Annotated in this window: 19 protein-coding genes and 1 pseudogene; 6 read left to right on the top strand and 14 right to left on the bottom strand. The window is 55.2% G+C overall.

The annotated features are described in order from the left end of the window. Window positions 1-10: 10 nt before the first annotated feature. Both lexA and QQZ17_RS08620 read right to left on the bottom strand, forming a co-directional pair. Window positions 11-619, bottom strand: coding sequence for a transcriptional repressor LexA (gene lexA / locus QQZ17_RS08625; protein WP_042321072.1), 609 nt, complete (start codon window positions 617-619; stop codon window positions 11-13). A gap of 123 nt (window positions 620-742) precedes the next feature. Further along, the gene (locus QQZ17_RS08620) at window positions 743-1111 is read right to left on the bottom strand and encodes a diacylglycerol kinase (protein ID WP_152401427.1); all 369 of its coding nucleotides are present in this window, start codon (window positions 1109-1111) and stop codon (window positions 743-745) included. Window positions 1112-1281: 170 nt separating this feature from the next. On the opposite strand from QQZ17_RS08620, the gene plsB reads away from it, so the two are divergent. Further along, the gene (plsB, locus tag QQZ17_RS08615; RefSeq protein ID WP_152401425.1) at window positions 1282-3702 is read left to right on the top strand and encodes a glycerol-3-phosphate 1-O-acyltransferase PlsB; all 2421 of its coding nucleotides are present in this window, start codon (window positions 1282-1284) and stop codon (window positions 3700-3702) included. Window positions 3703-3837: 135 nt separating this feature from the next. On the opposite strand, the gene ubiA is transcribed toward plsB, so the two are convergent. The 5 genes from ubiA to malK all read right to left on the bottom strand — a co-directional run bounded on the left by ubiA (window position 3838) and on the right by malK (window position 9023). Continuing rightward, window positions 3838-4710, bottom strand: a complete 873-nt coding sequence (gene ubiA / locus QQZ17_RS08610; protein WP_152401423.1) for a 4-hydroxybenzoate octaprenyltransferase — start codon at window positions 4708-4710, stop codon at window positions 3838-3840. Window positions 4711-4722: 12 nt separating this feature from the next. Then, entirely contained in the window at window positions 4723-5220 is a 498-nt protein-coding gene (gene ubiC / locus QQZ17_RS08605) for a chorismate lyase (protein ID WP_152401421.1), read from the bottom strand. Between the two features lie 180 nt (window positions 5221-5400). Then, entirely contained in the window at window positions 5401-6345 is a 945-nt protein-coding gene (gene malM / locus QQZ17_RS08600) for a maltose operon protein MalM (protein ID WP_152401419.1), read from the bottom strand. Window positions 6346-6537: 192 nt separating this feature from the next. Continuing rightward, the gene (locus QQZ17_RS08595) at window positions 6538-7836 is read right to left on the bottom strand and encodes a maltoporin (RefSeq protein WP_046498508.1); all 1299 of its coding nucleotides are present in this window, start codon (window positions 7834-7836) and stop codon (window positions 6538-6540) included. A gap of 77 nt (window positions 7837-7913) precedes the next feature. Next, complete coding sequence (gene malK / locus QQZ17_RS08590) at window positions 7914-9023, bottom strand: maltose/maltodextrin ABC transporter ATP-binding protein MalK (protein ID WP_152401418.1); 1110 nt, start codon at window positions 9021-9023, stop codon at window positions 7914-7916. 368 nt (window positions 9024-9391) lie between these two features. On the opposite strand from malK, the gene malE reads away from it, so the two are divergent. From malE to malG, 4 genes and pseudogenes are all read left to right on the top strand, one after another. Further along, complete coding sequence (gene malE, locus QQZ17_RS08585) at window positions 9392-10582, top strand: maltose/maltodextrin ABC transporter substrate-binding protein MalE (protein WP_152401414.1); 1191 nt, start codon at window positions 9392-9394, stop codon at window positions 10580-10582. A gap of 10 nt (window positions 10583-10592) precedes the next feature. After that, window positions 10593-10754 (top strand): annotated as a pseudogene (locus QQZ17_RS26400) (hypothetical protein); the annotation flags it as partial. Continuing rightward, window positions 10709-12253 carry a maltose ABC transporter permease MalF gene (malF, locus tag QQZ17_RS08580; RefSeq protein ID WP_152401412.1) on the top strand — a complete coding sequence of 515 codons (1545 nt, stop codon included), beginning with the start codon at window positions 10709-10711 and terminating at the stop codon, window positions 12251-12253. The pseudogene QQZ17_RS26400 and the gene malF, both read left to right, overlap by 46 nt. Window positions 12254-12353: 100 nt before the next feature. Next, window positions 12354-13244 (top strand): maltose ABC transporter permease MalG, encoded by an 891-nt coding sequence (gene malG, locus QQZ17_RS08575; RefSeq protein WP_046493885.1) that lies wholly within the window; start codon window positions 12354-12356, stop codon window positions 13242-13244. Window positions 13245-13447: 203 nt separating this feature from the next. Here the strand turns inward: malG and psiE are convergent, their stop codons facing one another. The 6 genes from psiE to pgi form a co-directional block, all read right to left on the bottom strand. After that, complete coding sequence (gene psiE, locus QQZ17_RS08570) at window positions 13448-13858, bottom strand: phosphate-starvation-inducible protein PsiE (protein WP_046493883.1); 411 nt, start codon at window positions 13856-13858, stop codon at window positions 13448-13450. A 173-nt stretch (window positions 13859-14031) separates the two neighbouring features. After that, window positions 14032-16128, bottom strand: coding sequence for a YjbH domain-containing protein (locus QQZ17_RS08565; protein ID WP_152401408.1), 2097 nt, complete (start codon window positions 16126-16128; stop codon window positions 14032-14034). Beyond that, a complete protein-coding gene (locus tag QQZ17_RS08560; RefSeq protein WP_152401406.1) occupies window positions 16128-16865 on the bottom strand; it encodes a capsule biosynthesis GfcC family protein in 738 nt (245 codons plus the stop codon). Before QQZ17_RS08560 ends, QQZ17_RS08565 begins: the two co-directional genes overlap by 1 nt. After that, entirely contained in the window at window positions 16862-17500 is a 639-nt protein-coding gene (locus QQZ17_RS08555) for a YjbF family lipoprotein (protein WP_152401404.1), read from the bottom strand. Before QQZ17_RS08555 ends, QQZ17_RS08560 begins: the two co-directional genes overlap by 4 nt. Window positions 17501-17563: 63 nt before the next feature. Next, on the bottom strand, window positions 17564-17806 hold the full coding sequence (gene yjbE, locus QQZ17_RS08550) for an exopolysaccharide production protein YjbE (protein WP_042321038.1): 243 nt from the start codon (window positions 17804-17806) through the stop codon (window positions 17564-17566). Window positions 17807-18256: 450 nt separating this feature from the next. Continuing rightward, window positions 18257-19903, bottom strand: coding sequence for a glucose-6-phosphate isomerase (gene pgi / locus QQZ17_RS08545; RefSeq protein WP_152401402.1), 1647 nt, complete (start codon window positions 19901-19903; stop codon window positions 18257-18259). Window positions 19904-20195: 292 nt separating this feature from the next. Between pgi and lysC the strand changes: the two genes are divergently transcribed. Continuing rightward, complete coding sequence (gene lysC / locus QQZ17_RS08540) at window positions 20196-21545, top strand: lysine-sensitive aspartokinase 3 (RefSeq protein WP_046493873.1); 1350 nt, start codon at window positions 20196-20198, stop codon at window positions 21543-21545. 98 nt (window positions 21546-21643) lie between these two features. Here the strand turns inward: lysC and QQZ17_RS08535 are convergent, their stop codons facing one another. Further along, the gene (locus QQZ17_RS08535) at window positions 21644-22429 is read right to left on the bottom strand and encodes a nucleotidyltransferase domain-containing protein (protein ID WP_152401400.1); all 786 of its coding nucleotides are present in this window, start codon (window positions 22427-22429) and stop codon (window positions 21644-21646) included. Between the last annotated feature and the right edge of the window lies 1 nt (window position 22430).

The raw sequence follows: 22430 nt of genomic DNA, 5'->3' as shown, positions 1-22430 counted from the left end.
TACAGGAATACTACAGCCATTCACCGTTACGGATGACGCCAACGGCCAATCCTTCGATGGTGAAATTCTGTTCGCGAAGGTCAACCAGGATAGGTTTAAATTCGCTGTTTTCAGGCAGCAACTCAACTTTGTTGCCCTGTTTTTTCAAGCGTTTGACCGTCACTTCGTCGTCGATACGCGCCACAACCACCTGGCCGTTACGCACATCCTGGGTTTTGTGTACCGCCAACAAATCGCCATCCATAATGCCGATATCTTTCATCGACATTCCGCTGACGCGCAGCAGGAAATCGGCATTCGGCTTAAACAAAGACGGATCCACCTGATAATGGCCTTCAATGTGCTGCTGCGCCAGCAAGGGTTCGCCCGCCGCAACACGACCGATGAGCGGTAAACCCTCTTCTTCTTCCTGCAGCAGTCGAATGCCGCGAGAAGCGCCGGAGACGATTTCAATTGCTCCTTTACGCGCCAGCGCTTTCAGGTGTTCTTCAGCCGCGTTTGGGGAACGGAACCCCAAACGCTGTGCGATCTCTGCACGCGTCGGTGGCATACCTGTCTGGCTGATGTGATCCCGAATGAGATCAAACACCTCTTGTTGCCTGGCCGTTAACGCTTTCATTCCGCCCCCTGGGTGTATATACAGTTATGCTGTGAGTATATACAGCTAAAGGTGATTTTGGAACCACAAACTGCACATTCAACAGCAGATTTAACCTGTTATGGAATCAGGGTCGAAAAAACCTTAGCGAAAATGTGTCCACAGCAGGATGCCCCAGGTGATCAGCGCCACAATGATAGAGAGCAGCACCGCCGCCGAGCCCATATCTTTTGCGCGACCAGAGAGTTCGTGATAGTCAGAACCAATACGGTCCACCACGGCCTCGATGGCGCTGTTCAGGATTTCAACAATCATGACCAGCATGACGGAGCCAATCAACAGCACGCGCGTAATGGCATCCACATCCAGCCAACAGGCGATAGCCACGGCCAGCAGAACCGCCACGCTCTCCTGACGGAACGCGGCCTCGTTAATCCACGCGGCGCGAAAACCTTTCCAGGAATAGCCTGCGGCTTTGATAATTCGGGTGAATCCAGTGGTATTATTAGCCATTAAAAGAACCTTTTTGCATTATTGGCGTCAATGACATTGTCTTGTTAACTCATGTGATTCGAGTTAAGGCAACGCGGCGCGAAGTATGACGGGATACACCAGAAATTCACATGACTTTCTGATATCCTTGCAACGCAATTGCATTATTAACCAGAGGCTTTACATCGTTTATGTCCGGCTGGCCACGAATTTACTACAAAATCCTGAATTTACCATTAAGCGTACTGGTAAAAAGCAAGTCTATTCCGGCAGATCCTGCCCCGGAGTTAGGACTCGATACCTCTCGTCCAATTATGTACGTTTTACCGTACAACTCCAAAGCGGACTTGCTGACGCTGCGCGCGCAATGCCTGGCGCACGATCTCCCCGACCCATTAGAGCCGCTGGAGATCGATGGTACGCAGTTGCCGCGCTATGTGTTCATTCACGGCGGACCGCGGGTGTTCACCTATTACACGCCGAAAGAAGAGTCCATTAAGCTGTTCCATAACTATCTCGACCTGCATCGCAGCAATCCGGATCTGGATGTGCAAATGGTGCCGGTGTCGGTGATGTTTGGACGCTCACCGGGTCGCGAGAAGGGTGAGGTTAACCCGCCGCTGCGTATGCTTAACGGCATCCAGAAATTCTTTGCCGTCTCCTGGCTGGGTCGCGACAGCTTTGTCCGTTTCTCTCCTTCCGTCTCCCTGCGCCGCATGGCCGATGAGCACGGCACGGATAAAATCATTGCGCAGAAACTGGCACGCGTGGCGCGTATGCACTTTGCCCGTCAGCGACTGGCTGCCGTGGGGCCACGTCTGCCTGCACGTCAGGATCTCTTCAACAAGCTACTGGCGTCCAAAGCGATTGCCCGCGCGGTAGAAGATGAAGCGCGCAGCAAGAAAATCTCCCATGAAAAGGCGCAGCAAAACGCGATTGCGCTGATGGAAGAGATCGCCGCCAACTTCTCATACGAGATGATTCGCCTGACTGACCGTATCCTGGGCTTCACCTGGAATCGGCTCTATCAGGGGATTAACGTTCACAACGCTGAGCGCGTGCGCCAGCTGGCGCACGACGGGCACGAAATTGTCTATGTTCCCTGCCACCGCAGCCACATGGACTATCTGTTGCTCTCATACGTGCTCTATCACCAGGGGCTGGTGCCGCCGCATATTGCCGCGGGTATCAACCTGAACTTCTGGCCGGCAGGCCCGATCTTCCGCCGCCTGGGCGCGTTCTTTATTCGTCGTACCTTTAAGGGCAATAAGCTCTATTCCACCGTCTTCCGTGAGTATCTGGGCGAACTGTTCAGCCGCGGCTACTCGGTTGAATACTTTGTCGAAGGCGGTCGTTCCCGTACCGGTCGTCTGCTGGATCCGAAAACCGGCACGCTGTCGATGACTATCCAGGCGATGCTGCGCGGTGGCACCCGTCCGATCACCCTGGTGCCGATTTACATCGGTTACGAACACGTGATGGAAGTGGGAACCTATGCCAAAGAGCTGCGCGGGGCAACCAAAGAGAAAGAGAGTCTGCCGCAGATGCTGCGTGGCTTGAGCAAGCTGCGTAATCTCGGTCAGGGCTACGTGAACTTTGGCGAGCCGATGCCGTTGATGACGTACCTGAATCACCACGTGCCGGAGTGGCGCGAGTCTATCGATCCTATCGAAGCCGTGCGTCCGGCCTGGCTGACGCCAACGGTGAACGGGATTGCGGCAGAGCTGATGGTGCGTATTAACAACGCGGGTGCGGCAAACGCCATGAACCTGTGCTGCACCGCGCTGTTAGCTTCTCGTCAGCGTTCGCTGACCCGCGAGCAACTGACCGAGCAGCTCAACTGTTATCTGGATCTGATGCGCAATGTGCCGTATTCCTCTGATTCGACCGTGCCATCTGTCAGCGCCGGCGATCTTATCGATCACGCGTTGCAGATGAACAAGTTCGAAGTCGAGAAGGATACCATTGGCGATATCATCATTCTGCCGCGCGAGCAGGCGGTGCTGATGACCTACTATCGCAATAACATCGCGCATATGCTGGTGTTGCCTTCACTGATGGCGGCGATCGTCACCCAGCATCGTCATATTTCCCGCGAAGCGCTGCTGCAACACGTTGACGTGCTCTACCCGATGCTGAAAGCCGAGCTGTTCCTGCGCTGGGAGCGTGATGAACTGGCAGGCGTGATTGACGCGCTGACGGCTGAAATGCAGCGTCAGGGGCTGATTACCGTTCAGGACGACGAGCTGCATATCAACCCGGCCCACTCCCGCACGCTGCAACTGCTGGCGGCGGGCGCGCGCGAAACGCTGCAACGCTATGCCATCACCTTCTGGCTGCTGAGCGCCAACCCGTCTATCAACCGCGGGACGCTGGAGAAAGAAAGCCGCACCGTGGCGCAGCGTTTGTCCGTGCTGCACGGTATCAACGCACCGGAATTCTTCGACAAGGCGGTGTTCAGCTCACTGGTGCTGACCCTGCGTGACGAGGGTTACATCAGCGATACCGGCGATGCGGAACCGGGCGAAACGATGAAGGTGTATCAGATGCTGGCGGAGCTCATCACGTCGGATGTGCGCCTGACGATTGAGAGCGCAACACAAGGCGAGTAATACATAGAAAAGCCGGTCGAGATGACCGGCTTTTTTTATGTCAGATTGCCGGATGGCGGCGTTCCGCCTGATCCGGCCTACATCAGCTTACCGTTTGGTAGGCCCGATAAGCGCAGCGCCATCGGACAAGATGCTTTATAAGTGCCAGTAACTCATCGCCAGACCGATAAAGAGTACCAGTCCCACGTAGTTATTGTTCATGAACGCTTTGAAGCACGCTTCACGTTCGCGGTTGGCAATCAGCTTCTGCTGCCAGACAAACAGCGCGCCAGCGACCAGTACAGACCAGTAATAGCCCAGCCCCAGGCCGTTCAGCCAACCAATCAGCGCCATCAGCGCCAACACCGCCACCTGCAAGATACCGATGATCAGCTTGTCATGCTCGCCAAACAGAATGGCGGTCGATTTGATGCCGATTTTCAGATCGTCATCGCGGTCAACCATCGCGTACTGCGTGTCGTAGGCCACCGCCCACAGAATGTTGGCCAGGAACATCAGCCAGCAGCTCAACGGTACCGATTCACTCACCGCCGCGAAGGCCATCGGAATCGACCAGCCAAACGCCGCCCCCAGCACCACCTGCGGTAGATGGGTGTAGCGCTTCATAAACGGATAGACCCACGCCAGCGCCAGCGCCGCAATTGACAGCAGAATGGTCATGGTATTGAGCGTCAGCACCAGTAGAAACGAGAGCACCACCAGCACGACAAACAGCGTCCGGGCCTCTTTCTCCGTCACCGCGCCGCTGGGCAACGGGCGGTTCGCCGTGCGTTTAACATGCCCGTCGAATTTCCGATCGGCATAGTCATTAACCACACATCCGGCGGCACGCATCAGCCAGACCCCGGCGACAAACACCGCTAGGATCCACAATTGAGGGACTCCAGGGGTCGCCACCCACAGCGCCCACAGCGTCGGCCAGAGCAGCAGTAAGGCGCCGATGGGCTTATCCGTACGCATCAAGCGGTGAAACGCCAGCAGCTTATTCTGCGTCAGACTCCACTCCATTTTATTTTCCTCTTAGTACAACGGTGATGCGGGTAAAAACAGTTCGGTCAACATCAGCGGCTTACCGCTCAGTCGCAGTCGGGAACGGCGTCCCCACAGCCCGACATCACAACCAATTTCAATAAAATCTCGGGTCAACGTCGATGATGTAAACAGATAACGCCCCAGCGGGGTCTTGCCCAAATTTTGTAGGGCCAGCTCAGGGCCAGACAGCGTGGATTCGGGCACCACGGTGCGTCCGGCCAGCCAGGGTTCATCATCGGCACATAACAGGATTTCACGCAGCCAGTAGCGGGTTTCTTTTGGCAGTCGGGTTAGCTCTTCCACCACCTCATGTTGACCCACAAATCCTTCCCTGATCAGTGTCACAGTGACCCGTTTTCCCTGCTGCTCAAAACGTTTTGTCATGGAATCTTCCAGTAGCAGCCAGTCGAGCTGTTCTGGGTCCAGGGCGGGGATCTCTTCAAAATAGCGCAGCGCACGCAGTTGCGTTAACGCGGGGTGTGACATGCCTGACTCTCCGTTTCATAACTGAAAGGCATTGTATCGCAGAAAAGAGCTTACGGGAGATGGAAACATAATTAAGTGATCTGTTGCGCAACAGAAGCGTAACAAGTCGCAGGAAATGCTAAAAAAAAGGTGCGCCAGATGACGCACCAGTTGTTGCAAATCAGCAATGTGGGGAGAACATTACCCCTTGCCTTTTACACTGCTGATAAAGGTGGAACGGGCAGATGTCGATCCCAGACGTTCAGCTTCATCAAGCAGTTTCAGCGCTTTATCAACGTCGCCTTTGGCAACGGCGTCTTTAATCGCTTTGTTAAAGTAGCTTTCGGTGTCATTCAACATCGGCTCGCTTTTCTTCGCAGGTGCAGGAGTCACCACCGGCGCGGCAACAGGTGCAGCATAGGTCGGCGCAGGGGCGGCAGTATTCCCCACCGTCACCGGACCTGGGCCGGAAGAACCAAACAGTGGCCCCACCAGCACGCTGGAGCTGCTGTTGGTTTTCACTTTCAGCTTCAGCAGGCCGTCGGTGGTATGACGGGCAATCGGATCCGGAATATCCGGAACAGAGTTACCCACCCCTTTGGCATAGGCTTTCGCCGGGTCGAGCAGTTTGGTGGTCTGCTGGAGATCTTTCTCGGTCGTAAAGACCAGAACATAAAGTTTCTGCTGGCCCAGTGCTGGCGTCAGGCGCATAACCCCTTCCAGGCGATCCGCGCTCATCACGCCGGGCTCCTGGTAGGTGAAATAGCTGCTCGGGAAGAACGCAGAAGGCGTCATGTTCTGATCAAGAATCAGGACGTTGGGCGCAAATACGCTGGTCTGTTTGTTCACTTCGCTGGAGAGCGTGATGTTTAACTCCCCAATGTTCGCCGGTACGCTGTACGCGGCAACCGGACCGGAAATGCCAGCCACGTCAAGACGCTGACCGCCAGTCGAAAGCTGCGTCGTTTGCGTGTTGGACTGGTCAACCGGCGTCCAGGTTAACTGCTGGAGCGCAGTCGTCGGAATCGTCGGCGCAGCGCTGGTATTTTGCGGCACATAGTTAACGTCAGCCAGGCTGATGCCCGGCGCACTGGCAAATAACCCTGCGGATAAACAAAGGGCGACGAGACTTTTCTTCATTTTCATTGTTATCACCTCAGAAAGCGTGGGTTCAGCGGTGGCCAGGCAATAGCGCGCTAAACCAGATGATGCCGGATGGCGGCGGACGCCTTATCCGGCCTACAAACTGGTGCCGTAGGCCGGATAAGCTTGCGCCATCGGGCATTGCAGCAGTTTGGGAGGGGCTTTCGCCCCTCGTTACGTCAGGTTAGTGCTGGATTACCACCAGATTTCCATCTGAGCACCGAAGGACCACTCATCGTTGTCACCACGGCTGAAGGTATGCGCGCTGGTATCGCTGTAGGCGATGCCGTTGTCGTAACCCCATTTTTCATCCCACTTCGCGTAGGTTGCGAAGACACGGATAGCCGGGCGAGACCAGATGCTGTCGCCAGCCTGCCATTGTTGCGCCAGGGTGATTTTGTACTGGTTGTTGGTGTCGTCGGTACGCTGAGATTTCACGTTGTCGTAACCGACTTCCATCAGGGTGCTCATGATCGGTGTCCATTTGAACATCGGACGCACACCCACGGTGTACCAGGTTGTACCGTTTTTATCGTCACGATCGATATCCTGATACATACCGACGTACATCAGATCCCAACGGTCGCCCAGGGAGATCGCGCCGTGGTCGAGGATACGCACCAGAGAACCGTTGTTGTTGGTTGTGATGTTATCGCTGTCATTGATAGTGTAGGTACCCTGTGGGATCCCTTTACCCTGGGTGGTCATCGCGTCAGTCGCGTACTGAACGACAAACTTGTTGTAGCCTTTCAGCATGCTCTGGGTATGTTCAGCGGTGAACATCCAGCCGTCTTTGGTTGCGCCGTCAACGTAGTGGTAACCGTCAGTTTTGTTCGCGCGACCGTAGTCAACACCCAGCTCCAGCACGCCGTCCGGGTTGGTTTCCAGACCGGCTAAACGCACGTCGAACACGTCGTTGGCGGTGTCTTTGTAATCGCGATAGACATCGTTGCTGCTAAAGATGTACGAGCCGCCCGCTTCCTGAGAACGGGTGGCAGCCAGAGACAGCTTACCGAAGCCCAGGTCGATGTTTTCAAGACCGGCACCAGGACCCGAGATATCCCAGTAGTAGAAGTCGATCATGTGAACGTCATGACGCTGATAGAAGCGCTTACCTGCCCAGATGGTGGAGCCTGGCAGCCAGTCGATCAGGTTTTTACCCTGTACGTTAGCTTCACGGAATGCCGGGTCAGTGGCTTCCCAGTCATTTTGCTGTGCCACAGAGTAGGCAACGTTGGTGTCAAAATAGAAGCTCTTATCACCCTCTTTCCACACTTCCTGACCCAGTTTCAGTTCCGCATAGGTTTCACATTCGTTACCAAGACGGTATTTACTTTGAGCACCGGTTGCCTGGAAACATTGTTGTTCGCCGCCACTACCCGTCCAGCCGATACCGGAACGAGCATAACCATGGAAATCCACTGCCATTGCCTGAACAGACATAATGCCTGCTGCGACGGCAACCGCCAGGGGGAGTTTGCGCAGAGTAATCATCATTCTATCTCCTGAGATCATTGCTTTTCTTTGAACGCTTCACCGTAGGGCTTTGCGCTTTTTTTTAATGGGACACCTTAAACGCCTGGCTCTTTATGCAACCGACGACATGCAGTGCCATCTTCACGGAACAGATGACAACGCTCTGGCGGCAGGCCAATAGCGAATGTGGCGCCCTCTTCTACCAACACCACGTCGTTCTGGCGGTACACCAGGTTTTGACGAATGGCGGGGATCTGGATATGAATCTGTGTTTCGTGACCAAGCTGTTCGACGACCTGAACCTCGCCTTCCAGCGTGACATCGGCGATATCACTGGGTAACAGGTGTTCAGGACGGATACCTAACGACATGTTTACGCCCACCTGCACATCACGGCTGTCGACCGGCAGCCAGACGTGCTGACGGTTCGGTAGTTCAACCTGGACCTGGTCGATGGCCGTCGCGGTAACTTTCACCGGCAGGAAGTTCATCTTCGGCGAACCAATAAAGCCCGCGACGAAGCGGTCTGCCGGGTAGTGATACAGTTCCAGCGGTTTACCGATCTGCGCGACGCGACCGGCGTCCAGCACCACGATTTTGTCGGCCAGCGTCATCGCTTCGACCTGATCGTGGGTAACGTAGATCATCGTGCGCCCAAGGCGCTTATGCAGACGGGAGATCTCGATGCGCATCTGCACACGTAGCGCGGCATCGAGGTTAGAGAGAGGTTCATCGAGCAGGAACACGCGCGGTTCCGCCACCAGCGTACGGCCAATCGCCACGCGCTGGCGCTGCCCCCCCGAGAGGGCTTTCGGTTTACGCTCCAGCAGGTGCGCCAGTTGCAGCACTTCCGCAACCTGGTTAACACGCTGATTCATCACCTCTTTTTTCGCGCCCGCCAGTTTCAGGCCAAACGACATATTTTCGGCAACGGATAAATGGGGATAGAGCGCGTAGGACTGGAAGACCATACCGACGCCACGTTCCGCGGGTGGGATATCGTTCATGCGGGTATCCCCAATATAGAGGTCCCCGCTGGTAATCGTTTCAAGTCCGGCAATCATACGGAGCAGGGTCGATTTGCCGCAGCCTGACGGTCCAACAAACACCACGAATTCCCCTTCGTGAATGTCGAGATTGATATCTTTCGATACCACCACGTCACCCCAGGCTTTCGTTACATTTCGCAGCTGTACGCTCGCCATGCCTTCTCCCTTCGTTACAACCTGTCATTGACAGCAACATTCATGATGGCCTGACTATGCGGGATTCACTGCGTGCGTAAATCCTCCACCCCCGGCTTTTTCATGGGGGAGGAGTCGGGAGGATGAGGGAAGGAAGTCTGAGACCCTGTCCGGGGGAGATCGCGTAATTTCGTGAAGTCCCCCGCAAAAATGAGTCTATTTTTATGTGCGCCAGTACGCATTACTCACATTTCTGCAACACAGATCACATAAAGAGGAGGTGGGGCGTAGGGGTAAGGAGGATGGAAAGAGGATGTCAAATAAGGAGACTGAGTCACGTTGAATCACTGAAGTCATACCACGAGCACATCACCAAAAGGATGGCAGATATGAAGATCAAGACTGGCGCACGCGTTTTCGCATTGTCCGCCCTCGCAGCAATGATGATTTCCGCACCGGCTCTGGCCAAAATCGAAGAAGGTAAACTGGTTATCTGGATTAACGGCGATAAAGGCTATAACGGCCTGGCCGAAGTCGGAAAAAAATTCGAGAAAGACACCGGTATCAAAGTGACCATTGAACACCCGGACAAGCTGGAAGAGAAATTCCCGCAGGTTGCGGCAACCGGTGATGGTCCGGACATCATCTTCTGGGCGCACGATCGTTTTGGCGGTTACGCACAGTCTGGCCTGCTGGCTGAAATCACCCCGGAAAAAACGTTCCAGGACAAACTCTATCCGTTCACCTGGGATGCTGTACGTTACAACGGCAAGCTGATCGCCTACCCCATCGCGGTAGAAGCGCTGTCGCTGATTTACAACAAAGACCTGGTGCCGACCCCGCCGAAGACCTGGGAAGAGATCCCGGCACTGGATAAAGCGCTGAAGGCGAAAGGTAAGAGCGCCCTGATGTTCAACCTGCAAGAACCGTACTTCACCTGGCCGCTGATTGCTGCCGACGGCGGTTACGCATTCAAGTTTGAAAACGGCAAGTACGATGTGAAAGATGTGGGCGTCGACAGCGCAGGCGCGAAAGCGGGCCTGGGTTTCCTGGTTGACCTCATCAAGAACAAACACATGAACGCGGACACCGATTACTCCATCGCAGAAGCGGCCTTTAACAAAGGCGATACGGCGATGACCATCAACGGTCCGTGGGCCTGGTCGAACATCGACAAGAGCAAAGTGAATTACGGCGTCACCCTGCTGCCAACCTTCAAAGGCAAACCGTCTAAACCGTTCGTGGGCGTGCTGAGTGCCGGTATTAACGCCGCCAGCCCGAACAAAGAGCTGGCGAAAGAGTTCCTTGAAAACTACCTGCTGACCGATCAGGGTCTGGAAGAAGTGAACAAGGATAAACCGTTGGGGGCCGTGGCGCTGAAATCCTATCAGGAGCAGTTAGCGAAAGACCCGCGCATCGCGGCCACCATGGATAACGCCCAGAAAGGCGAAATCATGCCGAACATCCCGCAGATGTCTGCGTTCTGGTACGCCGTGCGTACGGCGGTCATCAACGCCGCCAGCGGTCGCCAGACGGTTGATGCTGCACTGAAAGACGCGCAGGGCCGTATCACCAAGTAATGCTGTCGATGTGCCTGATGGCGCTGCGCTTATCAGGCCTACAAACGTCTGTAGGCCGGATAAGGCATTTATGCCGCCATCTGGCACATTTACGACAAGATTTCACCGTTGTAGAGGAAGATCCCCATGGATGCCGTTAAAAAGAGTCACTGGTGGCAGAGCGACATGCTGAAGTGGTCCGCGATCGGATTGCTGGGCCTGCTGGTGGGTTACCTTGTCGTTTTAATGTATGCACAAGGGGAATATCTGTTCGCCATCATGACGCTGATTTTAAGCTCTGCTGGCCTGTACATTTTCGCTAACCGTAAGGCCTACGCCTGGCGTTACGTTTATCCTGGCATGGCGGGCATGGGACTGTTCGTTCTGTTTCCGCTGATTTGCACCATCGCCATCGCTTTTACCAACTACAGCAGCACCAACCAGCTCACTTTCGAACGCGCCCAACAGGTGCTGATGGACCGCTCTTATCAGGCGGGTAAATCCTATAACTTCGGGCTCTATCCGGCAGGTGAAGAGTGGCAACTGGCCCTCACCGACGGCGAAACCGGTAAGAATTACCTCTCCGACGCCTTTAAATTTGGCGGCGAACAAAAGCTGGCGCTGAAAGAAACGGACGCCCTGCCAGAGGGTGAGCGCGCGACGCTGCGCATCATCACCCAGAATCGCCAGGCGCTGAACCAGATTACCGCCGTGCTGCCCGATGACAGCAAAGTGATCATGAGCTCGCTGCGCCAGTTCTCCGGCACGCAGCCGCTGTACGCGCTCGCCGATGACGGCATGTTGACCAACAACCAGAGCGGCGTGAAATACCGTCCCAATAACGACATTGGCTACTACCAGTCCATCAATGCGGACGGTAACTGGGGTGACGAAAAGCTCAGTCCGGGCTACACCGTGACCATCGGCTGGGATAACTTTACCCGCGTCTTCACTGACGAAGGGATCCAGAAGCCGTTCTTCGCCATCTTCGTCTGGACCGTGGTGTTCTCGGTACTCACCGTCATCCTGACCGTGGCGGTCGGGATGGTGCTGGCGTGTCTCGTTCAGTGGGAGTCGCTGAAAGGTAAAGCGATTTACCGTGTCCTGCTGATTCTGCCGTACGCCGTACCGTCGTTTATCTCGATTCTGATTTTCAAAGGCCTGTTCAACCAGAGCTTTGGTGAAATCAACATGATGCTAAGCGCGCTGTTTGGCATCAAGCCGGCATGGTTTAGCGACCCGACCACCGCGCGTTCGATGATTATTATCGTCAATACCTGGCTGGGCTACCCGTACATGATGATCCTGTGCATGGGTCTGCTGAAAGCGATTCCGGACGACCTGTACGAGGCGTCGGCAATGGATGGCGCGGGCCCGTTCCAGAACTTCTTTAAGATTACGCTCCCGCTGTTGATTAAGCCGCTGACGCCGCTGATGATCGCCAGCTTTGCCTTTAACTTTAACAACTTCGTGCTGATTCAACTGTTGACCAACGGCGGTCCGGATCGTCTCGGAACGACCACGCCAGCCGGGTATACCGACCTGTTAGTAAGCTACACCTACCGCATCGCCTTTGAAGGCGGCGGCGGACAGGACTTCGGCCTGGCGGCGGCAATCGCCACGCTGATCTTCCTGCTGGTCGGTGCGCTTGCCATCGTGAACCTGAAAGCCACACGCATGAAGTTTGATTAATCAGAATCACCAGGCGTAATTGGCGCAGCCAGTCTGGATGCTGCCAGCGTTCAGAATGGCAAGTGAAATAGCCTGGAGCGATGTTAAGGAGTAAAAAATTATGGCTATGGTACAACCGAAATCTCAAAAATTGCGTCTCTTCACGACGCACCTGTTACTCCTGATTTTTATCGCGGCCATCATGTTCCCGCTGCTGATGGTTATCGCCATCTCCCTGCGTGAAGGTAACTTTGCGACCGGCAGCCTGATCCCGGAAACCATCTCCTGGGAGCACTGGCGGCTGGCGCTGGGCTTCAGCGTTGAACATGCTGATGGCCGCATCACGCCGCCCCCCTTCCCGGTTCTGTTATGGCTGTGGAACTCGGTGAAAATCGCCGGGATCACCGCGATTGGCATCGTGGCGCTGTCAACGACCTGCGCCTACGCCTTTGCCCGTATGCGTTTTCCGGGTAAAGCCACGCTGCTCAAAGGGATGCTGATTTTCCAGATGTTCCCGGCGGTGCTGTCGCTGGTCGCGTTGTACGCGTTGTTTGATCGCCTTGGCCAGTACATTCCGTTCATTGGTCTGAACACCCATGGTGGGGTGATCTTCGCCTATCTCGGCGGTATCGCTCTACATGTGTGGACCATCAAGGGCTATTTCGAAACCATCGACGGGTCGCTTGAAGAAGCGGCCGCACTGGATGGCGCAACCCCGTGGCAGGCTTTCCGCCTGGTGCTGTTGCCGCTGTCGGTGCCGATTCTGGCGGTGGTCTTTATTCTGTCGTTCATTGCCGCCATTACCGAAGTGCCGGTTGCCTCACTGCTGCTACGTGATGTGGACAGCTACACCCTGGCCGTCGGGATGCAGCAATACCTCAACCCGCAAAACTACCTGTGGGGCGATTTTGCCGCTGCGGCCGTGCTTTCTGCGATCCCGATCACCCTGGTCTTCCTGCTGGCACAGCGCTGGCTGGTCAACGGCCTGACGGCGGGCGGAGTCAAAGGTTAAGTTTCATTGAAGTCCCTGTAATGCCACTGCACCCTCAACTTGTTTTATCCAACTTGTGACTGTAATTCGGCGCTCCACGGAGCGCCTTTTTTTTTGTCTGCCGGATGGCGGCGTTGCCTTATCCGGCCTACTCGCGCTTCAGTTTGTAGGCCTGATAAGCGCAGCGCCATCAGGCAACCACGACACACATTGCCTTATCCGACCTACTCGCGCTTCAGGCGTTTTGAATTACACATCCAGAGCGTGATCACCAGTAGCAGGATCGCCGCCGAATAGATCAGCACATCGAGAGGGGATTTGTGATCGACAATGATCAGCCGGACGATCGCGGTGATCCCGATATAGATGAAATAGCGCAGCGGAAAGTGAAAGCCTGACTGAAAGTACTTCACAATCAGCGCGATAAATTCGAAATAGAGAAAGTAGACAACCAGCCCTTCCACCAGCTCATACTTGCTGGCTTGTTCAGGCGCGAAGAGCACATCTGCCAGATGCAGCGTCTCTTTACCGAGGAATACGACCAGGATCATACCCAGACTCAGCAGCCCAAGGTTCAACACGGTCTGTAGGATCGTGGAGATAAACTCCACGCGCGGACGAGAGAGTGACGTCATAACAGCACCTCGATCTCAGTGGTGAGGTTCCTGTATAACGCAAAAATGTGACGGAGATCTATATTTTTTGTTTATATTTTGTGCAAACCAGAAGAATCGCCCGGTGGCGCTTCGCTTACCGGGCCTATGGGAATGTAGGCCGGATAAGCGCAGCGCCATCCGGCAAAACAACCTTAGCGGAAATTCACGCTTTTATCGCTGGTCATGTCATACAGCTGGAACTTACGTCCAAGCTGCTGACCCCCATCACGCGTCAGCGGCGTCCAGCCCACTGCCGCACGGCTGCGGGTCGGACCAGTAGAGAAGAGATCCAGCGGAATCGACACGTAGACGCCTTTGGTGAAATCCCCTTCGCCATACTCATCCGGCGAGACGTTAGTGAGAGTGGCGTAACCACCGACCACCACGCCGCTGTCGAAGCGTTTAGAGATATCCAGCGTGCCGCCTTTATCCCCCGCCAGATACTGACCGACGCTCGCTTTCACCAGCACGTCCTGGGCGAATGATGGCGTCCAGTAGGCCGTCAAGTGTCCGGTCTTCACGCTGTAGTCGGTGAATTTCATCATGTCCTGTGCGCTGCGCCAGTCACGCTGCTTCACGTAGTTGGCATCCAGGCCAAACGCCCAGTTGCTGTCGACCGGACGGTACAACACTTCCGCTCCCGCCCCACCGTACATGGTTTCAAGATAGCCGCCGTAAACCTGACCATAGAAACCATTACCGAAGTACTGGAAGTAGTTGGCCTGCAGGTTATTCACGTAAACGTCGTTCTGTACGTATTCACGCACGCGGGTACGCACGCGCGGTAGCTTCGAATCGTTCGGCGGGTTGGTGTAGTTAAATTTATCGTAGTTATTGGCAAGGTTGCCAAACAGGCTGCCGGTGGTCAGCAGGTGGTCGGTGACCCACAGATCCGCCGTCGCCATCACGCCCAACTGGTACATGTAGAAGTTTTCCGGCCCCCCCACGGACTGGTTCAGCACCGGATCGAGATGGAAGTCAAAGCGCGATTTATCGATATACCAGCCCTGTTCGGTACTTTCCGGCACTATCGGCTCAAGGCGTTTTTGCGCCAGCGGCGTTTCCTGTCCCAGCGGTTCGCCTTCCAGATGGCGTTTCAGGCTGCTGACGTCCGTTTCGGTGGTCACCTGCGGCAGATTGAGGCGATTTTCCGTCACGCGGATCGTGCGGATCCCCTCCGGGAGATCGTTCATGACGATCCGATTCGCTCGTTCGATCCCTTCACGCGAGTCGCGGTATTTCACCTGCTCGCCCGTCACGTACAGCGTGTCGCCCTTCACCTGAATCTGCGGATCCGCCAGTCCGGCGTTGTATTTCAGCAGCGTCAGTTGGTTCGCTACCACCGAGTGTTGCAGGATCGGGTCCTGCGGCTCCGGCTGATATTTCGGCCGCGCGTTATCGTTATACGACGGCCGCAAATCGTTGAAATTGGTCCGCAGCGTCACCCCAAACATAAAGGTGTTACCGCGTTCGTAGCTGAGGTTAACGTCGGCCCAATCGGTGACGCGGTAAATGGCACCGACGTTAAACTTGCTTTTTTGTTCCAGCTTGCCCGCGAAGTCCTGCTGGTAGTTGTTGCCCTCATATTCCAGCTTCAGTCGCAGCGGTTGCCACGGCGTCTGGTACTCAACACCGCCAAACAGCGACGCCGGACCGTGAAACATCTGACTGCCGTCAATAGAGCCGGCCTGTTTATAGCTGTTATCGCGGTAGCAATATTTATCGCTGTACGAACAGAGCGGATTGCTGACGTTGCCGCTGGTCCCCAGATAACCCCAGCCGAGGCCAAGCGAGAAATCAAACGGTCCCCAGGCTTTATTCGCCACGATGTATTCCGCATCGAACAGACCGGTCCCACCGATATCCCGCGCGCCGACCGACACCTGCGGTGTCCAGTAGCTCTCTTCCCACAGCCGCAACTTCAGGTCGAACGCCTTATCTTTGTAGGTCTGATTGCCCGAGAACGACTCGACGCTACTGTACGGTTTGGTCCGCACGTCGGTGTAGCGCAGTGTGGTTTCCAGCCAGGGGAAAAGCTGCACGGACGCGGAGTAATAACGGTACTGATCGTTATCGCGATAGTTGAGACTCAACTCCCCTTCACGCGCCATGCGCGCGGTTGGGGTCTGTAATAATCCCACGCCGCCAAAATCCGACTGGGAGGGCCCAATCGGTGCCGGATACGTTTCGGCATGGCACGCTGCGCTGATGCCCAGCGCCAGTAAGCTAAGCAGATGTGTTTTTTTCATTATTCGGGTATCCGCTGCGTCAGGGTGTGAAGAATGTCGGCGTTAAGCGCTTCCGGTTCGCTGCTCCAGAAAGCGTCATCCAGGCCGACAAAAATGATGCTGCCGGGCATCGGCTCAACGTGACGCTTATTCCAGTACGCAACCGGCACTTTCTGCGTTCGTCCATCGGGATAAACCACCCATGCATAGCTGCGATCTGCACCGCTGAGCCGCTGTTGTCCCTCGAGATAGCTGACAACATCGCGTCCTGGCATAAACGGCTGCTTTCCGGGACGGCTTATCAGACCAAAGACTGTGACATCCGTCGGCTGCGCGCCTACCCACAGCGTGTAGTTGCCCTGCAATGGCGGATTGCCGCGCTCGCTGACCCGCACAATGTCCGGATCGAGATTTACCCACTGTCGACCTGCCACCTTCAGCGCCTGAATTTGCTGGCGCAGCGCGTTAATGGCGGCTGCACCCTCCCCGCTCTCTTCGCCGCTTAACGCCGCCAGACGCCCCAGCAGCGCCTGCTGCTGGCTCTGCGCCGTCACGGTCGCTTTCTCTTCCGCGATCGCTGCACCGGGCCACCAGCTGTTCGCCAGTCTGGGCTGTCCCACCAGATCGATAAGATGTTCAGCGCCGGTAAGTGTTTTCGGTTCTGCGCTGCCTGCGCTAAAGACCTTAACGGTTCCCGCAGCAAAAACAGATGACGTGCTCAGACTGAAGATCAGTGCCGCAATAGTCCGTTTCATCATGATTTTGCCGCCTTAATCAGCGTGGTTTTCACCGGGAAATAGTTCGCCCCCAGATATTGCTCCGACTGGCGGATTTGCCCTTCGTCATCGACCCAGTAACGGTTATGCCAGCGAGCCTGATCGGTCGTGACGGCTTCATCCAGCACGCGAACCGGGGTCTCTTCGCTGCCGACTTTTACCGTGTCGTTGCCATCCCATGTAAAGACCGAGCGCGCGGTGGCATAGCGCACCTGCTTGTATTCGGTCCAGCCCATCGTGCGTGTCCAGGTCGTGCCGTCGACGATCTGATTTGGTTTATTCAGCGGGTCATCCGCGAGGTTATTCACGTCGATGAGGTTGTCGCCGCCCAGCAGCGTCTTCACCAGACGACCGTGCTGGGTCACGAGGGTGGCCTGATCCTGCGTCACCCATTTCTGCTGTCCGTTCTCTGCGAAAGCGAGCACCACAAACAGCTGCGGCCCGCCGTTAAGCTGCATGTACTGGCTGGCGTAGGGCATGTTTTGAATGTCATCGTCCGTTAGCTGTACGCCGGGCGTGCCAAACAGACTGTCCCACAGTGAGTTGCCCAGTTGCTTTGTCGTGGCTGAGCATGCCTGTAACAGCAGGCAAAGTAGTATGAGTGCAGGTCGCTTCACGACTCTTCTCCAGAGGGGCAAAATAACCACACCGAAGTGTGGTTAGGATTAAATGTACCGATCTTACTGGGTACTGGTGGTCGTGGTAGTGGTGGTCCCGGTATTGGAACCGTCACCGCCGCCGGTTGCCGCAAGCGCGACACCCACCGCCGAACTTACGGTGCTCACGCTGGATGCGGAGGAACTACCCGCCGACACCGACGTTGCTGCCGACCCTGCCGCTTCACCCACCTGAACGGGGGCTGCATAGACAGAACTCGCCGCAAGCGCAGATATGGCAAAAATGCCATACAGAACTTTTTTCATAACAATTTCCCTTCATTGAATGAATGGAGATTTACCCAAAAGCATTTCGGGCGGGATCGAGTATACACAACTAAAGCATGCGAATTACGGCAGGGGGAAATAGCAAGGTGGTTTTAGGATAATTGGACTTTTGCTGAACAATTCATTTTTATAAAAATAATAATAATCATTAAAAACAGCATATTAACATTAAATTCATTTAGCTAAACGATCCGTATTATCCTAAAATAACACTGGGTTATTTTACGGTTATTTATTATTTTAGGATTATGCTCAATATAAAATTGCGGGAAACAACACGGACAACCGGAATTATCTTATAAAAAAAGCCGATAATAATATCGGCTCATTTCATTATTAACTTTCCTGATGACGCTGCGCTTATCAGGCCTACGGTAGAGAGTAGGCCGGATAAGACGCATTAGCGTCGCCATCCGGCACTGCGCCAGATTAACGCCAGTTTTTATAACGGTTAATCAATCCGTTAGTCGAGCTGTCGTGGCTTTCAATCGCTTTATCATCTTTCAGCTCCGGCAGAATGCGGTTCGCCAGCTGTTTACCCAGCTCAACGCCCCACTGGTCGAAGGTGAAGATGTTCAGGATGATGCCCTGAGTAAAGATTTTGTGCTCATAGAGCGCAATCAGCGCACCCAGGCTGAACGGAGTGATTTCACGCAGCAGGATGGAGTTGGTCGGGCGGTTGCCTTCGAACACTTTGAACGGCACCACGTGTTCCAGCGTGGCCGGATCTTTACCCTGATCGCGGTATTCCTGCTCAACCACTTCACGCGATTTCCCGAACGCCAGCGCTTCCGTCTGGGCGAAGAAGTTAGACAGCAGCTTCGGATGGTGATCGGACAGCGGGTTATGGGTAATCGCCGGGGCGATGAAATCACAAGGCACCATTTTGGTTCCCTGGTGAATCAGCTGATAGAAGGCGTGCTGACCGTTGGTTCCCGGTTCACCCCAGATGATCGGGCCCGTCTGGTAATCCACCGGGTTGCCGTTACGGTCAACGTATTTCCCGTTAGACTCCATGTTGCCCTGCTGGAAATAGGCCGCGAAACGGTGCATATACTGGTCATACGGCAGGATCGCTTCGGTTTCTGCACCGAAGAAATTGTTGTACCAGATACCAATCAACGCCAGCAGCACCGGCAGGTTGTTCTCCAGAGGCGTGGTCGAGAAGTGCTTATCCATCGCATGCGCGCCGGACAGCAGTTGCACAAAGTTGTCGTAACCGACGGACAGGATGATCGACAGACCAATCGCTGACCACAACGAGTAACGACCGCCCACCCAGTCCCAGAACTCGAACATATTGGCGGTATCGATACCGAACTCACCGACCGCTTTCGCGTTGGTAGACAGCGCGGCGAAGTGTTTCGCAACGTGTTTTTCGTCACCGGCGGTTTTCAGGAACCAGTCACGCGCGCTATGGGCGTTAGTCATGGTTTCCTGCGTCGTAAAGGTTTTGGACGCCACGAGGAACAGGGTGGTTTCCGGGTTCACTTTCTTCAGCACTTCGGCGATATGGGTACCGTCGACGTTAGAAACAAAGTGCATATTCAGGTGGTTTTTGTACGGACGCAGCGCTTCGGTCACCATGAACGGGCCGAGGTCGGAGCCGCCGATACCGATGTTAACCACGTCGGTGATCGCTTTACCGGTATACCCCTTCCACTGGCCCGAAATAATGGCTTCAGAGAAGGATTTCATCTTCTCCAGCACCGCGTTGACTTCCGGCATCACATCTTTGCCGTCCACGATAATCGGGGTATTGCTACGGTTACGCAGCGCCACGTGCAGCACGGCACGATCTTCAGTACGGTTGATTTTCTCGCCGGAGAACATGGACTTGATGGCGCCCGCCAGATCGGTCTCTTTCGCCAGATCCTGCAGTTTCGCCAGCGTCTCTTCGGTGATGCGGTTTTTGGAGTAATCCACCAGCATCAGATCGTCAAACGTTGCGGAGAATTTGCTGAAGCGATCGCTATCCTTCGCGAACAGATCCGCGATAGTAACGTCCTTCATGTCATCAAAGTGTTTTTGTAGTGCCTGCCAGGCAGAGGTCTGCGTTGGATTGATGTTTTTCATTAGCAATACTCTTCTGATTTGAGAATTGTGACTGGGATCGATTGTAACGCCAGTCACAGAAAAGTGTGATTGTTTTAGTGCCGTTGCCTGGCCACGGTCAAATGCCGCCGAAAAGTATCGTTGTTATAAGCACCATTACTGAGGCTAAACGCAGCATGAAAAATCCGCATAATCCCAGCGTTGACAGTCCAGGCCACACATTTTATTTATAAATACGGTATTTGCGCCTGCACCGGTTTCTGTTCTGCCTTTGTGCCCAGGTCGCTTTCTCACTCCCTGACACGAGGTTGTTATGACAGAAATCGTTGTTTCCAAATTTGGCGGAACCAGCGTCGCTGATTTCGATGCCATGAACCGCAGCGCCGACGTGGTGCTTTCCGATGCAAACGTGCGTTTAGTGGTGCTCTCCGCTTCCGCAGGCATCACTAATTTACTGGTTGCACTGGCTGAAGGTCTGGAACCCACCGAACGCTTCGAGAAACTCGACGCTATCCGCAAAATTCAATTCGATATCCTGGAACGTCTGCGTTATCCAAACGTTATTCGTGAAGAGATCGAACGTCTGCTGGAAAATATCACCACGCTGGCGGAAGCGGCCTCACTCGCCACTTCCACCGCGCTGACGGATGAACTGGTCAGCCACGGCGAACTGATGTCTACTCTGCTGTTTGTTGAAATCCTGCGTGAGCGTCACGTTCAGGCGCAGTGGTTCGATGTGCGTAAAGTGATGCGTACCAACGATCGCTTTGGTCGCGCCGAACCTGACGTCGCGGCGCTGGCAGAACTGGCAACGCTGCAACTGACCCCACGTCTGAACGAAGGGCTGGTGATCACTCAGGGGTTCATCGGCAGCGAAGGCAAAGGGCGCACAACCACACTCGGACGCGGCGGCAGCGACTACACGGCGGCCCTGTTGGCCGAAGCGCTCCATGCCGCGCGTGTCGATATCTGGACGGACGTTCCGGGCATCTACACCACCGATCCTCGCGTGGTGCCTGCGGCGCAGCGCATTGATGAAATCGCCTTTGAAGAGGCGGCGGAAATGGCCACCTTTGGTGCGAAAGTGCTGCATCCGGCCACCCTGCTGCCCGCCGTGCGCAGCGATATCCCGGTCTTCGTCGGCTCCAGTAAAGATCCGAAAGCGGGCGGTACGCTGGTCTGCAATAAAACCCAGAATCCACCGCTGTTCCGCGCGCTGGCGCTGCGTCGTAAACAAACCCTGTTAACGCTGCACAGCCTGAATATGCTGCACTCGCGCGGTTTCCTGGCCGAAGTATTCGGTATTCTGGCACGCCATAATATCTCGGTCGATCTGATCACCACCTCCGAAGTGAGCGTGGCGCTAACGCTGGATACCACCGGCTCGACCTCCACTGGCGATACGCTGCTGACGCAGTCGCTGCTAATGGAACTGTCTGCCTTGTGTCGGGTGGAGGTTGAAGAGGGTCTCGCGCTGGTTGCGCTGATTGGTAACGATCTGTCGAAAGCCTGCGGCGTCGGCAAAGAGGTGTTCGGCGTGCTGGAACCGTTCAATATCCGTATGATTTGCTATGGCGCTTCCAGCCATAACCTCTGTTTCCTGGTGCCTGGCACCGAAGCCGAGCAAGTGGTGCAAAAACTGCACCAGAATTTGTTTGAGTGATATAGATTCAATGCCGGATGGCGGCGCTCCGCGCTTTATCCGGCCTACAAATTTTGCCCACGTAGGCCCGATAAGCGCAGCGCCATCGGGCAACGTAGTCATACCATCACCGTCTCATAAAGCAGTTTATCCAGTGCCTTCACGTCGCCTTCCCGGCTGTCCGGCAGCGTGGGCGGGATTTCGCCTCTCGCCAGTTCAGCGTGGATGAACGCATGCAGCAACGGACGGCGCGGACCATACTCCGCCTCTCCCGCACGCTGTTTGCGCGCCAGCAGTTCGTCTATCTCCTGACGTAACGGCGCCTCCAGTTCGCTTCCGGCCAGCAGTTCGGCAAAGCGCATGGGCGGAACGCCTTTACCCGCTTCGACCCAACGCACCGCCAGCAGCGGACGCAGGACGTAGAAGTATTTTTTCAGCCGCACCTCTTCTCCCTGCAAATAGCCGCGAAAGTTTTTTCGCGCCATCGAGTAGTAATGCCAACGTGCGCGAAGTGGAGAAAACCACTGCGGTATCATCGTTTTAAGTGCGCTGACCGTGACCTCATCCTGCTGATAAACCACCGGGGAATCCAGCCACTCGATCAGCGTCGGGTTGGCCCCCTTCAGCAGTCCCAGCGCTTTACGCCACTCCCAGCCGCACACGTCCAGTTCATCGTCTATCGGCAGCTCGATCACGTCGCGCGGCGCGTCGACCCGCAGATACCACTGTGGCGGATGAACATACAAAAACCGCACATCGTAATCACTATCCGGCGAGGCAAATCCCCAGCCGCGACTCCCTGACTCGCAGGCATACAGCACCCTGACGCCGTAACGCGTTTCCACTTCTTTGAGTTGCCGCGCGACCCGTTCGCGCATCGCGGCACTCACTGCATTTTTCGCCATC

The organism is Citrobacter sp. T1.2D-1 (assembly GCF_950098555.1).
GTDB lineage: Bacteria > Pseudomonadota > Gammaproteobacteria > Enterobacterales > Enterobacteriaceae > Citrobacter_A > Citrobacter_A telavivensis.
This window is presented reverse-complemented; position numbering and strand designations above follow the sequence as displayed.